The sequence below is a fragment of the Corynebacterium coyleae genome (genome assembly GCF_030408635.1).
Classification (GTDB): Bacteria; Actinomycetota; Actinomycetes; order Mycobacteriales; family Mycobacteriaceae; genus Corynebacterium; species Corynebacterium coyleae.
The window spans coordinates 879,146-897,905 of the sequence record NZ_CP047198.1 but is presented as its reverse complement, the minus strand read 5'-3'; the positions used below and the strand labels follow the sequence as shown (position 1 = coordinate 897,905).

Genomic DNA, 18,760 nt, shown 5'->3' with positions numbered 1-18,760 from the left:
ACATGATCCGCCCAGACCTCGACACCATCCCCGCCTACGTGCCGGGAGCCCGCAACGACCAGGCCATCAAACTCTCCTCCAACGAATGCGCCGAAGGCCCACTGCCCTCCGTACTCGAGGCGATGCGCGACACCCTCGGCTCCATGAACCGCTACCCCGACATGGGCGCCACCGACATCCGCACCGCCCTTGCCGAACACCTCGGCGTGACCATCGACCAGGTCGCCGTCGGCACCGGCTCCTCCGCCCTGTGCCAACAACTCGCGACAATCACCGCACAGCCCGGCGACGAAATCATCTTCCCCTGGCGCAGTTTCGAGGCCTACCCCATCTTCGCCCGCATCGTCGGCGCAACCCCCGTCGCCATCCCACTCGACGCCGAGCACCGCCTCGACCTGCCCGCCATGGCCGCAGCGATTACCGAACGTACGAAACTCATCTTCGTGTGCAACCCCAACAACCCAACCGGCACCACCATCACCAACGCCGAGTTCGAAACCTTCATGGACGCCGTCCCATCCGACATCCTCGTCGCACTCGACGAGGCCTACTTCGAATACAACCGCGCCACCGACACCCCCGTCGCCACCGACGTCATCACCCGCTACCCCAACGTCGTCGGCCTGCGCACCTTCTCCAAAGCCTACGGCCTCGCCGGCGCCCGCATCGGCTACGCCTTCGGCCCCGCCGACATCATCAGCGCCCTCAACAAAGTCGCCGTCCCCTTCTCCGTCAACGCCGTCGCCCAAACCGCAGCCCTCGCCTCCCTCAAAGCCACCTCCGAGCTGCAAACGCGTATCGACGACACCATCACCCAACGCCAACACCTCACCACCGCACTCAACCTCCCCGAATCCCAAGCCAACTTCATCTGGCTGCCGGATTTCCCGCGTGAAAAAGCTGACCGGCTAGCGGCAGAGGGCGTGCTGGTGCGTTCTTTCCCGGAAGGTATCCGCGTCACCGTCACCAACTCAGCCGAAACCGACGCCTTCCTGAAAGCATGGGACCGTGCGTAGTGAGCGCCGCCGCGTGATCGCGGCGACCACCATCGGCACAGCCATCGAGTGGTACGACTACTTCCTCTACGCCGCCGTCGCCGGTTTGGTGTTTAACCAGACCATGTTCGGTCCCCTCGGACCTGCTGCGGCGACGATCGTGAGCTTCCTCACCGTCGGCTTGTCCTTCCTGTTCCGCCCGCTCGGTGCGGTGCTGGCTGGCCACTACGCCGACCGATTCGGGCGCCGCGGCGTGCTCATGATCACCCTGTTCACGATGGGCACCGCCACCACGCTTATCGGCCTGTTGCCCACCTACGACACCATCGGTTGGCTTGCCCCCGCCGCACTGATTCTCCTGCGCATCCTGCAGGGCACATCGGCCGGCGGCGAATGGGGCTCCGCAGTCCTCCTCGCCGTCGAGCACGCCCCTGTGAACAAACGCGGCCTTTACGGCGCCGGCCCCCAGGTCGGTGTTCCCGCTGGCCTGCTCATGTCCTCCGGCATGCTCGCCCTGATGACCGCCGTCGCCCCCGGTGACGCCTTCGTCGAATGGGGCTGGCGCATTCCCTTCCTGCTGTCCATCGCGCTGACGTTCCTCGGCTGGTGGATCCGCACCGGCGTCGAAGAATCGCCCGTCGTCGAGGAGATGCGCGAGACCGGCACCCGCAGCCCCATCAGCGGCCTGTTCAAATCTCACGCGGGAGTTGTCCTCGCAGCCGCCCTGATCTTCGCCGCAAACGGAACGGTCGGCTACATGACAACCGGCGGTTACATCCAAAATTACGTCACTGACCCTGCCGGTATCGGGCTTTCACGCGGGGACATTCTGTGGGCTGTCACTGCATCGGCTGCGGTGTGGTTGTTCACTACCGCGTTCGCCGGGTGGGTCTCGGACTACATCGGGCGTAAGCGCACGCTTGCGATCGGGTTTGTGGTTCAGGCGGCGGGTGTTGCGGTGTTGTTCCCGCTCGTCGATACGGGTTCGATTGCAAAGATCACCGCGGCGTTGATTTTCCTCACCGTTGGCCTGGGCCTGACGTACGGCGAGATTGGCGCTTTCTACGCGGAGCTTTTCCCGGCTTCGGTCCGGGCGTCCGGGGCGTCGATTTCGTACGCGTTGGGTGCAATTCTTGGTGGTGCGTTTGCTCCAACGATTGCGGCTGCGTTGCGTGAGGCTACTGGTGGTACGGTGGCGATTACGGTGTATTTGATGGCGGCGACGTTGACGGGGTTCGTCGTTACGCTGCTTGTGCGTGATCGCACCGGCATCCCGCTTGGACATGATCATGAGGACGCCCAGGCGGCGGGGCATTTTGTGTGGGAAAAGTCGGCTGGTAGCCTGTAGCAGTCTCGGCGAGGGCTTTCGGGCCGTTATCGACGCGATGAAGATCCACTATGCGATCACTCGACGAGCACAATCCGTTAAGTGGTCGCAGGCAAAGCCTGTGGCCCTTCCAACCGAAGGAGTACAACATGGCTATTACCCCAACCGTTATCAAGGGTGAGCGTCGCGAGGAGTTCGGCAAGGGCTCCGCACGTCGTCTGCGTCGCGATGGCAAGATCCCGGGTGTCCTGTACGAAAAGGGCATTGAGAACATCCACTTCGCTGTTGATCGTATTGAGATGACTGCGATTGTGCGTAACGACGGCACCAACGCCATCGTCGAGCTTGAGCTCGATGGTGAGAAGCTGCTCGCCATGGTCAAGCACGTCGACCAGAACGTTCTGACTCTCGAGATCGACCACATTGACTTGTTCGGCATTAAGCGTGGCGAGAAGGTTACCGTCGAGGTTCCGGTTGTCACCGAGGGCGAGGCTGCTCCGGGCGCTGTTGTGTTCCAGGAAGCCGACGTTGTCGAGATCGAGATCGACGCTCTGTCTATCCCGGACGAGATCACCGTTTCCATCGAGGGCAAGGAGATCGGCGACCAGATCACCGCTGGCGATCTCGAGCTGCCGGCGGGTGCGGAGCTGATCACCGATCCGGAGAACTTGCTTGTCAACATCACCTTCGAGCAGGTTGATGAGGATCTCGAGGCTGAGGCTGAGGCTGCTGAGGAGGGCGGCGCTGAGGCTGGCGCTGAGTCTTCTGAGGCTGGTGAGGAAGCTTCCGAGTAATTTCGGCACGACGATTGGCCCGCTTTTTTGGCGGGCTTTTTCGTTATGTGAAGAGTTGTTGCATGGCTCCGGGCGGATGCTTCTCGACGACCGACCCTCCCGGCGATACCCACACCGGTATCCCATCTCGGATCTGTATTCGCCCGTAGCGGTTTTCACGCGGGTCATCGTCGTTGCGCCCGTTATGGAACCGACATAACGGCACGAGGTTGGCAAGGTTGGTTTCCCCACCGTGGCGCCAGGCCTGGATGTGGTGCATGTCGCAGTTGTCAGCCCCATGCCGGCAATCGGGCACCGGACACGTTGGCGACATCATGGATGCCAACGCACGCTGCTTGCCATTGGCAAACCGCTGCGTGCGATACAGGTTGACTGCACCCTCGGTCGGGTGAAACGCTGCGACTTCCAGCTCGTCGCCGAATTGCTGCGCGAGAAATTCCGCACCCGTCATGGTGGTGCCATCCGTCAAGGTCAAGGTGACCTCGTCACCGGCACCGGATTGGATCCGCGTCCATTCGGGAAGCGGGACCATAACAATCGGCCGTGGTACTGCATGCGGCACCCCACCGCCGTCGCCCTCACCGCGCAAGATACCCATGAGTGCATCAGCCATCTGGCCGGCTGGCGGCAGTTCCGTGTCGATCATTTCACGCAGCGTGTGCTCAATATCAGCAATATTGCGTGCCGAATGCGTCAAGTGCAGCGTGGCCATCCCTTCGCGAGCACGAGAAAACCGTACTTGCTTTTCAGGCGCGGGTTTCTTCGCGTCAATAACCTGATCGGCATAGCGCGAGAGCGCGTCGAAGCGGCCCTCGAACTGCAACAAGGTAAAGCGCAACCGCCAACGCTTCGCCGCATCTTCAACCACCGCGAGTTTGCGTTCAATCAAACACAACTGATCCAAGGGTGTATCTGCTGCCATGTGGCGTGCGTCGGATTGTTTCCGCGTGAATTTTGTTGCCCCGAAGTAGACGTCGTGTACGCGTGACCATTCTCGGATGCGCGACGGGTTCAGCCCGGCAGCAAGGGCTGTGTCGCGGTCGAAATCGGCGATGTCCGTAAGCCGGAAGCCGAGAAGGTCTACAAATGCCATGGCATAAACGCTACGAAGCGAGAAACCACCGCACAAGACCCACCACAAAAATGTGGATAACTCCAACACCAAATTCCACAAACCGCTGGTGAGAAGTACTATGTGCGTCGTGACTGTTCTGATCGTTGGTCTTGGAAATCCTGGCCCTCAGTATGAAAATACGCGGCATAACGCGGGTGTGGTCGTCGTCAATGAGCTTTTGGAGCGCGCCACCCCGATGCCCGCAACCTTGTCGGCACACAAGCGCACTAACACCGAGGTGGCGGAGTTGGCGGCGGGACGCCTGGCCAAGGACCGTGTGATCGTTGCGCGCACGCGCAGTTTCATGAATGTTTCGGGCGGGCCGGTGAAGGCGCTCGCAGATTATTTCGGCGTGAAGCCGGAAGACGTGTATGTGATTCACGACGAGCTCGATCTGGACCTCGGCGAGGTGAAGATCCGTCTCGGCGGTGGCGATCACGGCCATAACGGGCTGAAGTCGGTGACCAAGGCGCTGAACAAGCCGTACAACAAGGTCGCCGTCGGCATCGGTCGCCCGCCCGGACGGATGGCGCCGGCGGATTATGTGCTGAAACCATTCAGTACAAAAGAGCAGGTAGATCTCGCAATTGCGGCTGCGGACGCGGCGGATGAGATTCTGCGCGCGTTAGGCTAGCGGCATGAGACTTGCAACGATCAGGACTGGAAACACCACCACCGCGGCACGGCTTATCGACGACACCCGCGCCGTCACACTCAACGCCCCCGACGTCGGCGCACTTTTGCACGCGGGAAAATTCGAGGAGGGCGAGGAGTTTACCTTCTCCCCCGCTGATTTGGCGCCGGTGATTCCGCGCCCCGGCAAGATCATTTGCGTGGGGCTAAATTACGCGAAGCATATCGCGGAGATGGGGCATGAGCAGCCGGATGTGCCGACGCTGTTCATTAAGTTCCCGGAGGCGCTCGTTGGGCCGTATGACGACGCTGAGGTGCCGGAGTTCAATGCGGAGTCGTTGGATTTTGAGGGTGAGTTGGCGGTGGTCGTCGGTAAGCGGGCGCGCCATGTGTCCAACGGTGCGGATTACATTGCTGGCTACAGCGTGATCAACGACTACACGCAGCGCACGTATCAGAAGCGCACGCAGCAGTGGCACCAGGGCAAGTCGTTGGAGAAGACGGCGGGGTTCGGCCCGTGGCTGGATACGCAGTGGCAGCCGGGTCCCGCGATTACGACGACGGTTAATGGTGAGGTGATGCAGCATTCGCGTACCGACGACCTCGTGTTCACCCCCGCGAAACTCATCGAGTTCATCTCGCATCTGTATCCGCTGGAACCGGGTGATGTGATCGCCACCGGCACCCCGGACGGTGTTGGCCACGCGCGTGATCCGAAGCGCTACCTGAAAAATGGCGACACGGTGCGTGTTGAGATCGAGGGCCTTGGTGCGATCGAGAACACGACCCGCGTGATTTCTTGCTAGCCTCGTGCCCATGAGCCAGCACGCGATGTTGACCAGCAAGTATCCGCCGTCAGATAACCTCTACGAATCGCAGTCATGCGAGGGCGACATCTCGCTCATGCTGTGCCATGGGTGGAGTACCGGCGAGATCGAGGCGTTTTTTGAGGACGATAACGGCGGCGATCCGGTCCCTGGGCTCGATGTGCTTATCGACGACATCCGCGCCGAGTACGCCAACCTCATCCCCAAAGCTTCCGAGGACGCGCAGCGCCTTGATACGCTCCGCGACTCTCTGGCTGAGCGCAACCTCGCGTTCTCGTTCGACGAGGGGCTTACTCAAAGCGACTGCGCCGAGGAAGCCGCCGAACAGGCAGAAAATGATGGCCGCAGCGGCTATGTGTACTGCACGAACCAGGACGTGGATCGGGTCATCCACACCGGCGAGCTTTACTTCGGGTTTAGCTCCGTTGAGGCGGCCGAATCGCTCGTGGAAGCGCTTCGCGGTGTTGGCCTGACCCCGATGTGGGGCGGCAAACCTACCGAGCGTGTGGCGTGTGAGGGGCTCGTCGTCGAGCTCCCGCTCGCGGATTAGAAGCCGAGCTGATCGAGCAGGCGAACTTCTGCTTCTGCGATTAACTGCAGCGGGAACAGCAGAAGGAGAAACGGTGCGGAGCTCAGCATCACCCCAGGAGCTTTCTCCGTCCCGCTCTTGTTCGCGCCACCGTTGAGTTGCTCGGCGCCGTTGATGATGTTGGTGACAAGGAAGTTGTAAAGCCCCCAGGCGCTGCCGCTGTAGGCGCCGTCATGGTTAGCAGGAGCGGCCGGAGCCGCCGGTGCCGCGCTGGCTGCCGGGGCGAGCGCGCCCAGTGCGAGCGCGCCGGTCGTTGCGGTGGCAATTGCGATTTTGGAAAGCTTCATACCTTTCTCATCGCAACAGCTGTCTAGGGCGTTAGCATCCGCTCGATCTCGGCAGCCGGTGCAGCCATCAATGCTCCCCGGTCGGCGCCGACGAGGCAGTAGTCGTTATCCCTGGTCATCGGCCGTAAATACGGGTAGGTCGGCGGCAGGTCAGGATTTTCCCGCGTGAAATCTGTTTCCACACCGCTCGCCCACCGTCCGGAGAAGGCGCGGGAGACCACGGCGGGTGTGTCGGTGCGCAGGAGTTCCCGGTTGCGTTGGCTGGTGCCGGCTTCGTCGGCGAGGAGGAATGCGGTGCCGCAGGCGACGGGCACGTCGATCGCGGCCACGTTTTCGGCGTTGCGGATGCCACCGGCGGCGATTACGGGAACGGTGGCGAGGGGCCGCAGATCCGCGAGCAACTCCGGCAATGAGCGCTGGTCAGGGTCGTCGTGTTGGCTCCAGGTGCCGCGGTGGCCACCGGCGCGTGGGCCCTGGATGATCACGCCATCGACTCCTCTCGCTTGGGCTTGGTGCAGTTCGGCCTCGTTGGTTACTGTCGCCCAGGCTTCCGAGCCGACCGCATGCAGTTGTGCGATCTCGGTTTCGGTGAAGCAGCCGAACGTCGAGGACACAACGGCGGGTGCGGCCTCCAGCACGGCGGCGAACTTTTCGGCGTAGTCGGATTCGAGTGCCGGAACTGCCTGTTGGAGGTGGTGGGCGGTGCGGTGGACGTCGTCAGGCAATGGCTCGGGTTGTGGCACGAAGAGGTTCGCGCCGAACGGTGCTTCGCACGCCACTAGCCATGAACGTGCCTGGGATACGCTGCAGGTGCCGAGCGCGATGAAGCCGAACGACACCGCGTTGACGAGTTCGGGTGTGGATGGTCCGCCGGCCATGGGTGCTGCGATCACGCGTGGAAATTCCATGGGTACAGTGTGGCACGTGTTTGGTTTTTTCAGACGTCCCAAGGCTGATTGGCTGGTTGTGGGGTTGGGTAACCCGGGTGCGGAGTATGCACGCACGAAGCACAATGTGGGCTTTTTGGCGCTCGATGAGTTGCCGAAGATCGACGGTGTGGCGCGTTGCAAGCCGCAGACGTATATGAATCTGTCGGGTGAGGCGGTCGCTCCCCTTGTCCGGAAGTTCAACATCCCGCCGGAGCGGATCATTGTGCTTCACGACGAGCTCGATCTCCCAGCCGGCAAAGTCCGCGTGAAGTTGGGCGGGAACGAAAACGGCCATAACGGTCTGAAGTCGATTACGGAGCACCTGGGGACGCGCGATTACGTCCGCGTGCGCATTGGTATTGGCCGCCCGCCAGCGGGTACGGCGGTGCCTGATTGGGTGCTCAGTGAGGTTTCCGGCGACGAGGACATCGCAACCGCGGCGGAGGCCGCCCGCCTGATCGTCGCCGAGGGGTTAGCGAAGGCGCAGAACGTTATCCACGCGCGCTAATTGCCTGCTCTAGGTCGGCAAGCACGGTGCCCAGCGCGTCGGTGTTGGCGGCCTTTTCTTCCTCGAGGTCGGTGCCGAAGATGTTGATGCCCACCTGGTTGCGGATGTCAAACATGGAGAAATTCGCGACGATCTGACGCCAGTGCTCGATCGCGCGAATCGCGCCGGTGCCGCTGTAGCCGACGAACGCGACCGGCTTGCCTGCCCACTCGGAGGCGAGTGAGTCGAAGGCGTTTTTCATGGTGCCGGGGATGGAGTGGTTGTACTCGGGGGTGACGAAGACGAAGCCGTCGCAGGCGTCGATGGCGTTTGACCAGGCGGTGACGGCTTCGTCGTCGTACTGTTTGTTGGCGGCGCCCGGCACGGTGGCGGCGGTGAGCGCCGGGACGTTGAACTCTGCGAGGTCGAGGAGTCGGTACTCGACGCTGTCGCGGGCGTTGCCGGTGTCGCGTACCCAGTGGGCGACACCTTCGCCGACGCGGCCTTGACGGATGGATCCTAGAATTACGCCAATTGTTGTCATGTACGCGACTGTACTCGGTGGGTGGGTCGTCGATAAGCTAGCGCCCCATGAGCACTGTTTCCGAGGCCGCCCGCCGCCGCACGTTCGCTGTTATCGCCCACCCGGATGCGGGTAAGTCCACGTTGACGGAGGCGCTGGCGCTGCACGCGCATGTGATTTCGGAAGCCGGTGCGGTGCACGGTAAGGGCAACCGCAAGTCGACGGTGTCGGACTGGATGGAGATGGAAAAGGAGCGCGGCATTTCCGTCGCGTCGTCCGCCTTGCAGTTCGAGTACGCGCCGGAGGGGCACGAGCGTGAGCCGTATGTGGTCAACCTCGTCGATACTCCGGGCCACGCGGACTTTTCCGAGGACACCTACCGTGTGCTTTCTGCGGTCGACGCTGCGGTGATGCTGATCGACGCGGCGAAGGGCCTCGAGCCGCAGACCTTGAAACTGTTTCGTGTGTGCAAGGCGCGCGGGCTTCCGATTGTCACGGTGATTAACAAGTGGGACCGCGTGGGGCGTGAGCCGCTTGAACTTGTCGACGAGATCGTCACCGAAATCGACCTCCAACCCACGCCTTTGTACTGGCCGGTGGGCGAAGCGGGCGACTTCCGGGGGCTGGCGCATGTCTCCCGCGACGGCGACATCGACGGGTACGTGCACTTCACCCGCACCGCCGGCGGCTCCACCATCGCACCGGAGGAGCACTACTCCACCGACGAGGCCGCCGCGAAGGAAGGCGACGTATGGGAGACCGCTGTCGAGGAAGCGGAGCTTTTGCTTGCCGACGGCGCCGTCCACGACCAGCAGCTCTTCGAACAGTGCATCACTTCCCCGATCATTTTCGCCTCCGCGATGCTGAACTTCGGCGTGCACCAGATCCTGGACACGCTGTGTGCAATCGCACCGGCACCCGAGGGCCGCGCCTCTGACCCGAAGGCGGTGGAAGCCTCCACGACCGCGATGGATACTGAGCGCGAAGTCGGCGATGATTTCTCCGGCGTGGTGTTCAAGGTCCAGGCCGGCATGGATAAGAACCACCGCGATACGTTGGCGTTTATGCGTGTGGTCTCCGGCGAGTTCGACCGTGGCATGCAAGTCACGCACGCCCAGTCCGGCCGCAGCTTCTCCACGAAGTACGCCCTGACCGTCTTCGGCCGCAACCGCGACACCGTGGAAACGGCGTTCCCGGGCGACATCATTGGCCTGGTCAACGCGGGCGCGCTGGCGCCGGGTGACACGATCTACGCCGGTAAGAAGGTCCAGTTCCCGCCGATGCCGCAGTTCGCCCCGGAGCACTTCCGGACGCTGCGCGCGAAGTCGCTGGGTAAGTACAAGCAGTTCCGCAAGGCGCTCGAGCAGTTGGATGCCGAGGGCGTGGTGCAGATCCTGCGCAACGACACGCGCGGCGACGCCGCCCCGGTCATGGCCGCCGTCGGCCCCATGCAGTTCGAGGTCATGCAGGCTCGCATGGAAAACGAGTACAACGTGGAAACGGTCACCGAGCCGATCCCCTACTCCGTGGCCCGGCGCACCGACGCCGATTCCGCCCCCGAGCTGGGCCGCCAACGCGGGGTGGAAATTTTCACGCGTACAGACGGCGAGATCATCGCGCTGTTCGGCGACAAGTGGAAGCTGGCTTTCGTCGAGAAGGAGCACCCGGAGCTCACCATCGAGCCGCTCATCGCCGACTAGCTACTGCGCCGACTCCTCGCGTTGCTGCAGGATGTCGTCGGCGATGCGGTCGGTCCACCGGCGAGTCTGCAGCCGCCACGCCGCCCCGACGTTGGATCGTGGCGGCGCTTGAATGTGGCGGCGTGAGTCCATGCCGCGTTGGAGTTCTTTGGCGCGCAGGACTTCGGCGTCGATTTTCACGCCCTCGAGCAGCACGATGTTCATCAGCCAGATCAACGCCAGCACCGCCAAAACGGTGCCGAACGCACCGTAGGTGCTGCGCACGCCGACGAGTTTGAGGTACCAGGAAAACCCGACCCACAGCGCGCCAACGACCAGCAGTGCGCTCGCCGAGCCGAGGGTGAGCAGGCGGAACCTGCCGGGTTTAACGTTGGGCGCGAAGTAGTACAGCACGGAGACGAGCGCCACCGAGACCACCGCGATGACAGGGCCGCGCAGGTAGTCCCAGACGGGCAGGAAGATTGCGGTGAGGTAGTGCAGCTCCTCCTCCAGTTGCAGCGGCCGGGCGATCGGCCCGAACACGGCGTTGACGATGGAGTCCGTCAGCAACGCGCCCAAAATGATCACCACCGCACCGACGACCATGACTACTGTGACCAGCCACATGGTTACCCAGGTCACCGCCATAGGGCGGCCTTCGGTGCGGCCGTAGATGAGGTTGGCGTTGCGGGAAAACGACCGCACGTAGGCCGAGGCGGATAGCAGCGAGATGATCACGGACACCGCAAGTGCGATGGTGCTTTCCGCCGGCGTGGCCACGATGGCGGAGATGAGCTGGAACGCTTCTTCCTGCAGTTGCGCCGGTACGTATTGGGCGACGAGGTCGGCGATGATCGAGTCGGCCATGTCGTCGCCACGCGGCATGAGCAGGCTGAAGATGGAGTATGCGGCGAGCAGCATCGGCGCGACCGACAGCAGGGTGTAGTAGGTCAGGGTGGCGGCACGGTCCACCATGGCGTCGTTGGAAAAGTCTGTGACCACGCGGCGGAAGATGGATTTCCATCCGGCGCGTGTGAGGCGGTTGCCGCGGCGCAGTGGTGTTTCGTAGTCGTGGGGTGTGACGACGAGGTCGCCGGTGCCGTACGACATCACCATGTCGACGCGGTGCGATTCAGACATACTGGTCACCTTATACACTCCCTTGTCATGGGAATCATCGACCGCGCGCGTGAACTTTTCGGGTTGAACCAGCCTCGGCTGGTGGAGTTGCCGGGGCGGGTGGTGCCGGTGGTCGTCGATACGCTGCAGGTGCACACGGCGCGGCTTGCGCCCGATACCAACGAGAAGATCATCATCGTGACCACCTCAGCGAGGGCACTCGAGGAGCTTTCGCGTATCGACGACGCCGTGCAACTCACCTCCCCCAACGAACGCTCCGTCACGTTTGTGCCGGTGGACCGCAGGTCCGAGCCTGTGCTGGATCCGAAGTACGGCTGGATCATCCCCGTCACACGTGAGACCGCCGCCGAGTTTGCGGGGTTAGCAAAAGGCCCAGGCGAGCACGAACTTTCAACGCTGCACCTGGGCCTTATCCTGGAGTAATACGGCGTGACTAAACCAGTCCGATCCAGTTCCAGTAGGTGGCGGACAGCAGCAGGATGAGCAGGTAGGCCACGATGGTCAGTGGGATACCGGTGCGCAGGAACTGCTTGGAGGTAAACGCTCCGGTGCCGTAGGCCAGCATGTTTTGCGGTGCGGAGACCGGCAGCAGGAAGCCAAAGCAGATGACGAACTGCTGGATGATTACGAATCCGATGCCGCCGTTGGGCACGTCCAGGGTGGCTGCAAGGGCGATGAACACAGGGATCAGCGCGGAGGCAAGCGAGGTTGCGGAGGCGAAGCCCAGGTGGATCAGGATGTTAAACAGCGACACCAGGGCGATCGCGGCGAGGATCGGCATCGAGGACAGGCCGATAGCGCCGAAGGTTGCCTCAGACAGCCAGGTTGCAGCGCCAGTGTCCAGCAGGAACTTGCCCAGGGAGATGCCGGCGGCGAACACGACGAGGGTGCCCCAGTTGATCTGTTCCTGGGCGTATTTCCAGTCCATCACGCCAATGACCGGCATAAGCATGAAGCCGACGGCGACGATGGTGATGGTTGCGGAGGAAATCGGGTGCAGCACGCCTTCGGTGGCCCAGAAGAACAGCAGCAACATTGCGATGGCGGTGAGGCGCTTCTCCGCGCCGGTCATGGGTCCCATTTCCGCGAGCTGCTTTTCGACGAGCTCACGTCCCCCGTCGATCGACTCCACCTCAGGCTTAATGGCGGCACGCATGATGAAGTACAGGGCGATGGACATCAGGATCGACCACGGTGCGGCCCAGATGAACCACTGGCCCCAGGAGATGGTCTGGCCCATTTGGTCTTCGATGAAGCCGACAGCCACGAGGTTTTGCGCGGCAGCGGTCTTGATGCCGACGTTCCAGATGGACACCGCCTGGGTTGCCGTAATCACGAGCAGCGCGGCGAGCTTGGATTCCTTGGCCAGACCGAAGGCGGCCACCATGCCCATGAGAATCGGCACGACGGCGCCGGCGCGTGCGGTTGCGGACGGGACAAAGAACGCCAGGATGATCGAGATAACAATCGCTCCGATGACAATGTTGGAAACTTTCTCGCCGGCGAACTTCAGCACATACAGCGCCAGGCGACGGTGCAGGCCGGTTGCCTGCATGGCGGTCGCCAGCGCGAGTGCCGCAGCAACAAGCGCCACCGCCGAGGACGAGAAGCCGCTCATGGCGATGCTCAGGCCCTTGGAGGCACCGATCGCTTCGCCTGTTTCGGGGTCCACGGCGAACGTGAGCATGATTGCGATCAGCCCGACGATCATGACCGCACTGACCGGGTAGGACACGGCCTCGGAGACCCACATGATCACGGCAAACGCAAGCATGCCGAGTGCGATCTTCGCTGGCATGGCAAGCCCTGCGATGGGGGTCAGGATCACAGCGGCCAGTGCGATAAATGAGAGGAAAAACGCGATCGTTTTTCCGGTGTTGAGTTTGTGTGAGGCTTGCTGTTCGGGGCTGTCTGCGGGGGCGACTGCCGTTGTCACGGTCTTCCTCCTTGAAGTGGTTGTTCCTGCATAAACATTAGTCTCACCAAATCGGCCTTCAAAATGTGACGCGTGTACTGTTTACCCTGCATACGGGCGCGTAGCATGGCCATCATGGGCTTGAGTTCACTGTTGACGTACAACATCCATCATGGTGCACAAGATTTCCGCAATGCGCTCGGCAACGGCGCCGCTGACGCCTGGTTGCCTGCATCGTGGCAAGCGTCGCTAAACGATCTGAGCCATTCTGTCGTGGCGTTATGGGATTCGGTCATCAACGCAATCTCCATCATCGTTTAAACGGCACACCCGGTTCGCAGGACCGAGCTTTCTGGTACAAACGTAGATGATGTTCACAACACTTTGTTGCTAAAAGGAGTTTTTCCCATGAAGGCCCTCTACAGAGCCGCAATCTTCTACCTCGCCTTCGGCCTGATCTCGGGCGTGTTCTACCGCGAGTTCACCCGCGCCAACAGCTTCCCAGAAGGCCAGTTCACCCAGCTCAGCGTTACCCACACCCACCTTTTGGCCCTGGGCTTCATGATGTTCCTCATCTTCCTCGCCCTAGAAAAGGTCTTCACCTTCTCGCGCAATAAGAAGCTTTTCAATATCTTCTTCTGGCTCTACAACGCGGGTTTGCTCACCACCGTGTCCATGCTGATCCTGCACGGCTCGCTGACGGTGCTGGGCAAGGAGTCGGGTGCGGCGATCTCTGGCATCGCAGGTTTGGGCCACATCATGCTCACCATCGCGTTGGTCATCTTCGTGGTGCTGCTGGGTCGCGCCATCGATAGCCCTACCCGAACCTCTGAGGCAGCGCTGGCAAACTAACGCGCTACCCTCGCGGCATGAATACTCTCACGCCGATTCAGCAAGGCGTCACCGACCGTTTCTTCCGCTACGTCCGCACGGAAAGCCAATCCGACGCTCGCGCCACTACAGTCCCGTCCACCGAAAGCCAATGGACGTTTGCGCGTTTGCTTGTCGACGAGCTCACCACCGCCGGGGCCACCGACGTCCACCTGTCCGACACGTGCGTGGTTACAGCCAAGATCCCCGGCACCGGCGAGGGCCCCGCGATCGGCTTCTGCTCCCACCTGGACACGGTGGATGTAAACCTCTCCCCCACGGTCAATCCGCAGCTAACCCATTACGAAGGCGGGGATATTTGCCTCAACGCCGAGCGCGACCTCTGGCTGCGCGCCGCCGACCACCCGGAACTTGCAGCGTACGAGGGCCAGCCGATCGTCCACACGGACGGCACGAGCGTGCTTGGCGCCGATGACAAGGCCGGCGTGACCGCGATCATGGAGGCGGTCACCGAGCTCGGCGGTCAGACCCCACACGGCGACATTTACATCGCGTTCGTGCCGGACGAGGAGATCGGCCTGCGCGGTGTACGCACGATCGATTTTGACCGCTTCCCTGTCGATTACGCCTACACCGTCGACGGCGGCGAGCTCGGCGAGGTTGTAGAGACCACGTTCAACGCCGCCACCGCCACCATTACCATCGCCGGCGTCAGCGCCCACCCGATGAACGCGAAGGGCAACCTGGTCAACCCGATCACACTGGCAATGGAGTTTGCCAACCAGCTCGACGCGCAGGAAACGCCCGAGCACACCGAGGGGCGTGAGGGCTTTATCTGGCTCAACGGTATCGACGGCAACCAGTCCACCTGCACCATGCAGTTGAGCATCCGCGATCATGACCGCGAAGGCTACGAGGAAAAGAAGCAGCGTCTACGCACCCTTGCCGACGATCTTGCCGCAGCAAACCCGCGCGCCACCATCACCTGCGACATCGTAGATGTCTACGCGAACATCTCCGACGCGAAGACCCCCGAAAATTCCGTCGGCTCCGAGCGACTGCACGCTACGATGCGCCGCCTCGGCATCGAGATTAAGGAGATCGATATGCGTGGCGGCACCGATGGGTCATGGCTGTCCAACCAGGGTGTCTACACCCCGAACTATTTCACCGGCGCGCACAACTTCCACTCGATCTACGAGTTTCTGCCGGTGCCTTCCCTCGAGCGCTGCTATGAACTCACCCTCGCCCTGATGCGTGGCGAGTAACCGGCTCACTAAGCACGCTTGATGCTGGTGCTCGTCTTGTGCATGAGCTCAGTGTCAAGTTCCTCGCGCGTGTGGCGTTTTCGGCCACAATTACTGCTGCGTTGCTCGGTTCCCTACGAGATGCACAATATATTGTGCATCCCGGCTCTGGTGTTGGGGCCGGTTGTGGTTTAGGCTCGTCGATACGCGGAAGCAAAATGGGGGCTTCCGCCCGACACCCAGGGGGGATAATTATGGCTTTTCGTGCCTACGAGCTTTACTACCTCGATTCTTACGACGAGGAAGTCGATGACCTTGTCACCATGTACGACTACGACGAGGACGACTACAGTTTCGACGACGACATCCGCTGGCACATTGACGACGACTACATCATCGAAAACGGCCTCCGCGTCGCAATACTCATCCACGACCCGGACACCCACGAAATCGACTGCGCGTTGCTCCAACCGGACAATCCTCGCGCGCCCGATTGGTATGGCGTGGAGGAGATGGCCAACGTCATGGCCGAAGTCCAGCGCATCATGGTCGCTCACGACGACTACACGGTCAGTATCGTGCCACCGCAGGATCCCGCGTTCGCGCTCACGGCGCCTCGCGTCTTCCCTGCGGAAGATCTCACGGCTGCGACGGTGATGATGCTCGGCGACTCGCAAGACAACGCGTGGTACAGCGCCTTTTGTATCGAGTTCACACCGAACCTGAAGTCCGACGAGTCGTTCCCAGTCGCCGTTTTTGTGTACGACCCGCGCGATAACTGCCTTGTCAGCAAGAGCTTCACCGGCATCAACCCGTTCGCACCGGAGACGTTTAACCGGAGGCAACGCAGGATCGTCGAGCGCAAACTCGACGAGATCTTTGCGGCAATCGACTCCTCAAAAACCGCAACCCAACCCGTGAGCCCGTTTGCCAACCTCGGCCCGCAATTCCGTGCATCGAGGCTGCCCTCCGTCGAGGCGGTCGGCCCCGACCACGCGCTCCTCCAAACACTTGAGAGGCTTCTGGCCTGGTGGCAGGAGCAGGCAGCCTAGGCGTTAGATCATGCGCTAAATCATGCCCTGGCTCATCGCCCAGCCAGCTAGCGCAGCACCAAGGCCGCCGATAGCGAGCAGCACGCCGATGATGATCGCCACTGGCGAGACCGCACCGTCGCCGTTGGCCGGCGGCTGCTGCGTCTTCGGTTTCTGCGCCGCCGGCGCGTTGCTCGTCCCTTCGGTCTTGCCCTTCGGCTGCAGCTTCCTGCGGGCCATGTCCTTGACGTACTCCGGGGCGTCGGAGGCAAGCACCTCGGCAAGCACCTTCGCCATCTCTTCGCGGGTGTAGTTCAGCGCGGAGACGTTGTAGGACTGGCTAAACACTTCCGTTCCGCGCGAGTTTGTAACCACTACGCTCAGCGGAACGACCGGCTTGTCCAAAAACGCCGCGCGGTCGAGCTTGATGTCTACCTGCTTCTCGTCGCCGACTTTGCCGGCAGGCTTCAGGTCGTAGCTTTGTTGGAACACTCCCGAGCCGTAGTTGACGCTGACCTTAAACCGCTCGTCCACGTCTCCCAGGTTGGAGATGGTGCCGCGCAGGACGTTGTCGTCGCCAAGCTGTGCGACGACGCCATTGTCACCGTTCGCGGTTTCGTTGAGACGAAAGCCTGCCTTGTACTTGTTGTTGCTTGCCGCGTTGATGACCAGTTCCTTGACGTCACCTTCGGTCAGCACCGGCATGCTTTCCTCGCCGTGCGAGTGGTCGTGATCGTGGTCGTCTTTGTCGTTTTCCTTGTCTGTCTCGTCGTTCACTCCGATGTGGCCTTGGCCAACGTTCGCGCCTGGAAGGTTCAGGTTCGCCCAGTCCGCCGGGATCTGAAACTCCCTGCCGGTCTCGTCGTGGCCGTGCGTTTCCTTTTCGGCAAAGTTGAACTGGTTGAACTGGTGCGCGTAACTCATCACCGAGTTGTACTCTTCGAGGTCATCGCGCGCCGGTGCCGTGTTTGACTCCACGTGCGCGCCGTAGTGCAGCAGGTTCAGGGTGTGGCCGAACTCGTGCAGGATCGTGTTGCGCAGCTGCTCCTGCGTGGTCATCTCAGGATGGTTCGCCACGAAGAATACGGAGTCGTTGACCAAAGCGAGGCCTGTCGAGGAGTCGCCGCGAGAAATCGTGTCGCCGATGACGCCAACGCGGAAGACCGCCTTGCGTTCTCCCAGCAACCGTTCGCGTGCCGAGATGAATTGGTTTTGCGCATACAGCGCGTAAGCCCATTCGTCTTTGGCCAACTTCGGATCGGCCAACCCTGGCATGAATTCTTTGGCGTAGTCCTCGGTCTTGCCGCCCTCGCGGTCTGCCTCCTTCATGCTGGACATCGAGGAACTGACGTACTCCGGCCCCGCAACGATGTGGAGATTGATGCCTTGTTTGGCGAAGCGCTCCTCCAACTGCTTGAGGATCTCCGGCGACGGCGCATAGTCCTTCGTGTTTGCACGCGCACAGTCGGCGAACTGGGTAAAGCCCTCCACGGATGCCGCGAAGGATTCCTTCCGATCGCACTTGAGTTGTTCCCACTCGGATCGCATCCAGTGCAGCTGCAGGAACAGGTCGGGTTTGTTTTCGTCGGCGCCCCACTGGTGGATTGGCAACGATTTGCCTGAGGAGAGTTTCATGCCGACGCGTTCCCACGAGTTGCGCAGCCCGTCGCCGTCGGAGTCGAACGCGGCTGGCTGCGGGATGAAACGCGCCTGGGTTTCGGCCTCGAGTTTCTCACCCGCTGCGAGGCTCTTGCTCCAGCGTCCGGCCTGGTAGCGCGCGTCGTTGTCGTTGCGGCTCTCCTTGGCTTTCTCAGCGGTCGGTCCTACGCCGAACCGGTCGGCGTTCGCAAACTTCACGCGTGCGGTGTGGCCGGGCTTTTCCGGGGAGACGCGAATTTCGCCGTCGAAGTATTGCTGCGCGCGGAGTTGGCCGTGGTTGCCCATGATGTCGCTTACGGCTTCGACGCGGACATTGACCGGGGCGCCCGAGACGTTGGTGGCGGTGACGGTGTACTGGATGATGTTGTCGAAAATGTTGATGGTGCGTTTGACCTCAACACCGTTGAACGTCTGGGTGTAGACAACCGTGTCGGTTCCGTCGTCTCTGCTGAGGGTTTCGGGCGTCGCGTTCCAGTCGACGGGCATTTTCGCCTCGTTGACGTACACGTCGGTGCTGAGGCCGTACTTGAGCACCTCGGCGGCGGCTTCGGGGTGGTCGAAGTCGAAGAGGCCCTGTCCGTCGGGGCGCACGGTCGCGTTGATGTACGGCGACCATGTGCTCTTCTGCTGCCCCTCAACGACAACCTGCCTGCCTTGCTGTGTGACCTTGGCCTGCGCGGGCATAACGCAGACGGGGGCGAGGGCGGCGCACAGGCCGACTGCCATTACTTTTGTGGAAAATCGCATGTTGTT

General features: G+C 61.9%; 20 protein-coding genes. 13 read left to right on the top strand and 7 right to left on the bottom strand.

Going from position 1 to position 18,760, the window contains the following annotated elements:
- The first annotated feature begins 2 nt into the window (after positions 1-2).
- The 3 genes from hisC to CCOY_RS04415 all read left to right on the top strand — a co-directional run bounded on the left by hisC (position 3) and on the right by CCOY_RS04415 (position 3,116).
- Positions 3-1,016: a histidinol-phosphate transaminase gene (gene hisC / locus CCOY_RS04425; RefSeq protein ID WP_092103033.1), complete on the top strand. Its 1,014-nt coding sequence runs from the start codon at positions 3-5 to the stop codon at positions 1,014-1,016.
- The gene (locus CCOY_RS04420; protein ID WP_092102012.1) at positions 1,009-2,343 is read left to right on the top strand and encodes an MFS transporter; all 1,335 of its coding nucleotides are present in this window, start codon (positions 1,009-1,011) and stop codon (positions 2,341-2,343) included. Before hisC ends, CCOY_RS04420 begins: the two co-directional genes overlap by 8 nt.
- Positions 2,344-2,471: 128 nt before the next feature.
- Positions 2,472-3,116, top strand: a complete 645-nt coding sequence (locus CCOY_RS04415; protein ID WP_070422621.1) for a 50S ribosomal protein L25/general stress protein Ctc — start codon at positions 2,472-2,474, stop codon at positions 3,114-3,116.
- A 43-nt stretch (positions 3,117-3,159) separates the two neighbouring features.
- Here CCOY_RS04415 and CCOY_RS04410 read toward each other — a convergent pair whose 3' ends face one another.
- Positions 3,160-4,209 carry an HNH endonuclease signature motif containing protein gene (locus CCOY_RS04410; RefSeq protein WP_092102009.1) on the bottom strand — a complete coding sequence of 350 codons (1,050 nt, stop codon included), beginning with the start codon at positions 4,207-4,209 and terminating at the stop codon, positions 3,160-3,162.
- 109 nt (positions 4,210-4,318) lie between these two features.
- Between CCOY_RS04410 and pth (CCOY_RS04405) the strand changes: the two genes are divergently transcribed.
- Genes pth (CCOY_RS04405) through CCOY_RS04395 form a run of 3 tightly spaced genes read left to right on the top strand, consistent with a single transcriptional unit; the run spans position 4,319 to position 6,240 of the window.
- Positions 4,319-4,864: an aminoacyl-tRNA hydrolase gene (gene pth, locus CCOY_RS04405; protein WP_244268706.1), complete on the top strand. Its 546-nt coding sequence runs from the start codon at positions 4,319-4,321 to the stop codon at positions 4,862-4,864.
- A 4-nt stretch (positions 4,865-4,868) separates the two neighbouring features.
- Complete coding sequence (locus tag CCOY_RS04400) at positions 4,869-5,669, top strand: fumarylacetoacetate hydrolase family protein (protein ID WP_070819989.1); 801 nt, start codon at positions 4,869-4,871, stop codon at positions 5,667-5,669.
- A 10-nt stretch (positions 5,670-5,679) separates the two neighbouring features.
- Entirely contained in the window at positions 5,680-6,240 is a 561-nt protein-coding gene (locus CCOY_RS04395; RefSeq protein ID WP_244268705.1) for a DUF6891 domain-containing protein, read from the top strand.
- Here the strand turns inward: CCOY_RS04395 and CCOY_RS04390 are convergent.
- Entirely contained in the window at positions 6,237-6,566 is a 330-nt protein-coding gene (locus CCOY_RS04390) for a hypothetical protein (protein WP_070614923.1), read from the bottom strand. The two genes, CCOY_RS04395 and CCOY_RS04390, sit on opposite strands and share 4 nt — an antisense overlap.
- 23 nt (positions 6,567-6,589) lie before the next feature.
- Positions 6,590-7,474 carry an NAD(P)H-dependent flavin oxidoreductase gene (locus tag CCOY_RS04385; RefSeq protein ID WP_092103030.1) on the bottom strand — a complete coding sequence of 295 codons (885 nt, stop codon included), beginning with the start codon at positions 7,472-7,474 and terminating at the stop codon, positions 6,590-6,592.
- 16 nt (positions 7,475-7,490) lie between these two features.
- Here CCOY_RS04385 and pth (CCOY_RS04380) point away from each other — a divergent pair, with 16 nt between their 5' ends.
- The gene (pth, locus tag CCOY_RS04380; RefSeq protein WP_371325997.1) at positions 7,491-8,003 is read left to right on the top strand and encodes an aminoacyl-tRNA hydrolase; all 513 of its coding nucleotides are present in this window, start codon (positions 7,491-7,493) and stop codon (positions 8,001-8,003) included.
- On the opposite strand, the gene CCOY_RS04375 is transcribed toward pth (CCOY_RS04380), so the two are convergent.
- Positions 7,987-8,526, bottom strand: a complete 540-nt coding sequence (locus CCOY_RS04375; protein ID WP_092102003.1) for an NADPH-dependent FMN reductase — start codon at positions 8,524-8,526, stop codon at positions 7,987-7,989. The genes pth (CCOY_RS04380) and CCOY_RS04375 overlap by 17 nt on opposite strands.
- Before the next feature lie 47 nt (positions 8,527-8,573).
- Here CCOY_RS04375 and CCOY_RS04370 point away from each other — a divergent pair, with 47 nt between their 5' ends.
- The gene (locus CCOY_RS04370) at positions 8,574-10,205 is read left to right on the top strand and encodes a peptide chain release factor 3 (protein ID WP_092102000.1); all 1,632 of its coding nucleotides are present in this window, start codon (positions 8,574-8,576) and stop codon (positions 10,203-10,205) included.
- Here CCOY_RS04370 and CCOY_RS04365 read toward each other — a convergent pair whose 3' ends face one another.
- Positions 10,206-11,324 carry a YihY/virulence factor BrkB family protein gene (locus CCOY_RS04365; RefSeq protein ID WP_092101997.1) on the bottom strand — a complete coding sequence of 373 codons (1,119 nt, stop codon included), beginning with the start codon at positions 11,322-11,324 and terminating at the stop codon, positions 10,206-10,208.
- A gap of 27 nt (positions 11,325-11,351) precedes the next feature.
- Here CCOY_RS04365 and CCOY_RS04360 point away from each other — a divergent pair, with 27 nt between their 5' ends.
- Positions 11,352-11,747, top strand: a complete 396-nt coding sequence (locus CCOY_RS04360; RefSeq protein ID WP_070819982.1) for a hypothetical protein — start codon at positions 11,352-11,354, stop codon at positions 11,745-11,747.
- A gap of 10 nt (positions 11,748-11,757) precedes the next feature.
- On the opposite strand, the gene CCOY_RS04355 is transcribed toward CCOY_RS04360, so the two are convergent.
- Positions 11,758-13,260, bottom strand: coding sequence for an SLC13 family permease (locus tag CCOY_RS04355; RefSeq protein ID WP_092101995.1), 1,503 nt, complete (start codon positions 13,258-13,260; stop codon positions 11,758-11,760).
- A 114-nt stretch (positions 13,261-13,374) separates the two neighbouring features.
- Here CCOY_RS04355 and CCOY_RS04350 point away from each other — a divergent pair, with 114 nt between their 5' ends.
- The 4 genes from CCOY_RS04350 to CCOY_RS04335 all read left to right on the top strand — a co-directional run bounded on the left by CCOY_RS04350 (position 13,375) and on the right by CCOY_RS04335 (position 16,369).
- Positions 13,375-13,560, top strand: a complete 186-nt coding sequence (locus CCOY_RS04350) for a hypothetical protein (protein ID WP_141761168.1) — start codon at positions 13,375-13,377, stop codon at positions 13,558-13,560.
- Between the two features lie 87 nt (positions 13,561-13,647).
- Positions 13,648-14,091, top strand: coding sequence for a DUF2871 domain-containing protein (locus CCOY_RS04345; RefSeq protein ID WP_092101992.1), 444 nt, complete (start codon positions 13,648-13,650; stop codon positions 14,089-14,091).
- Positions 14,092-14,108: 17 nt separating this feature from the next.
- The gene (pepT, locus tag CCOY_RS04340) at positions 14,109-15,338 is read left to right on the top strand and encodes a peptidase T (protein ID WP_092101989.1); all 1,230 of its coding nucleotides are present in this window, start codon (positions 14,109-14,111) and stop codon (positions 15,336-15,338) included.
- A gap of 233 nt (positions 15,339-15,571) precedes the next feature.
- Positions 15,572-16,369, top strand: a complete 798-nt coding sequence (locus CCOY_RS04335; protein ID WP_070614912.1) for a hypothetical protein — start codon at positions 15,572-15,574, stop codon at positions 16,367-16,369.
- Between the two features lie 15 nt (positions 16,370-16,384).
- Here the strand turns inward: CCOY_RS04335 and CCOY_RS04330 are convergent, their stop codons facing one another.
- Complete coding sequence (locus CCOY_RS04330; protein ID WP_143028465.1) at positions 16,385-18,754, bottom strand: zinc metalloprotease; 2,370 nt, start codon at positions 18,752-18,754, stop codon at positions 16,385-16,387.
- Positions 18,755-18,760 lie beyond the last annotated feature (6 nt).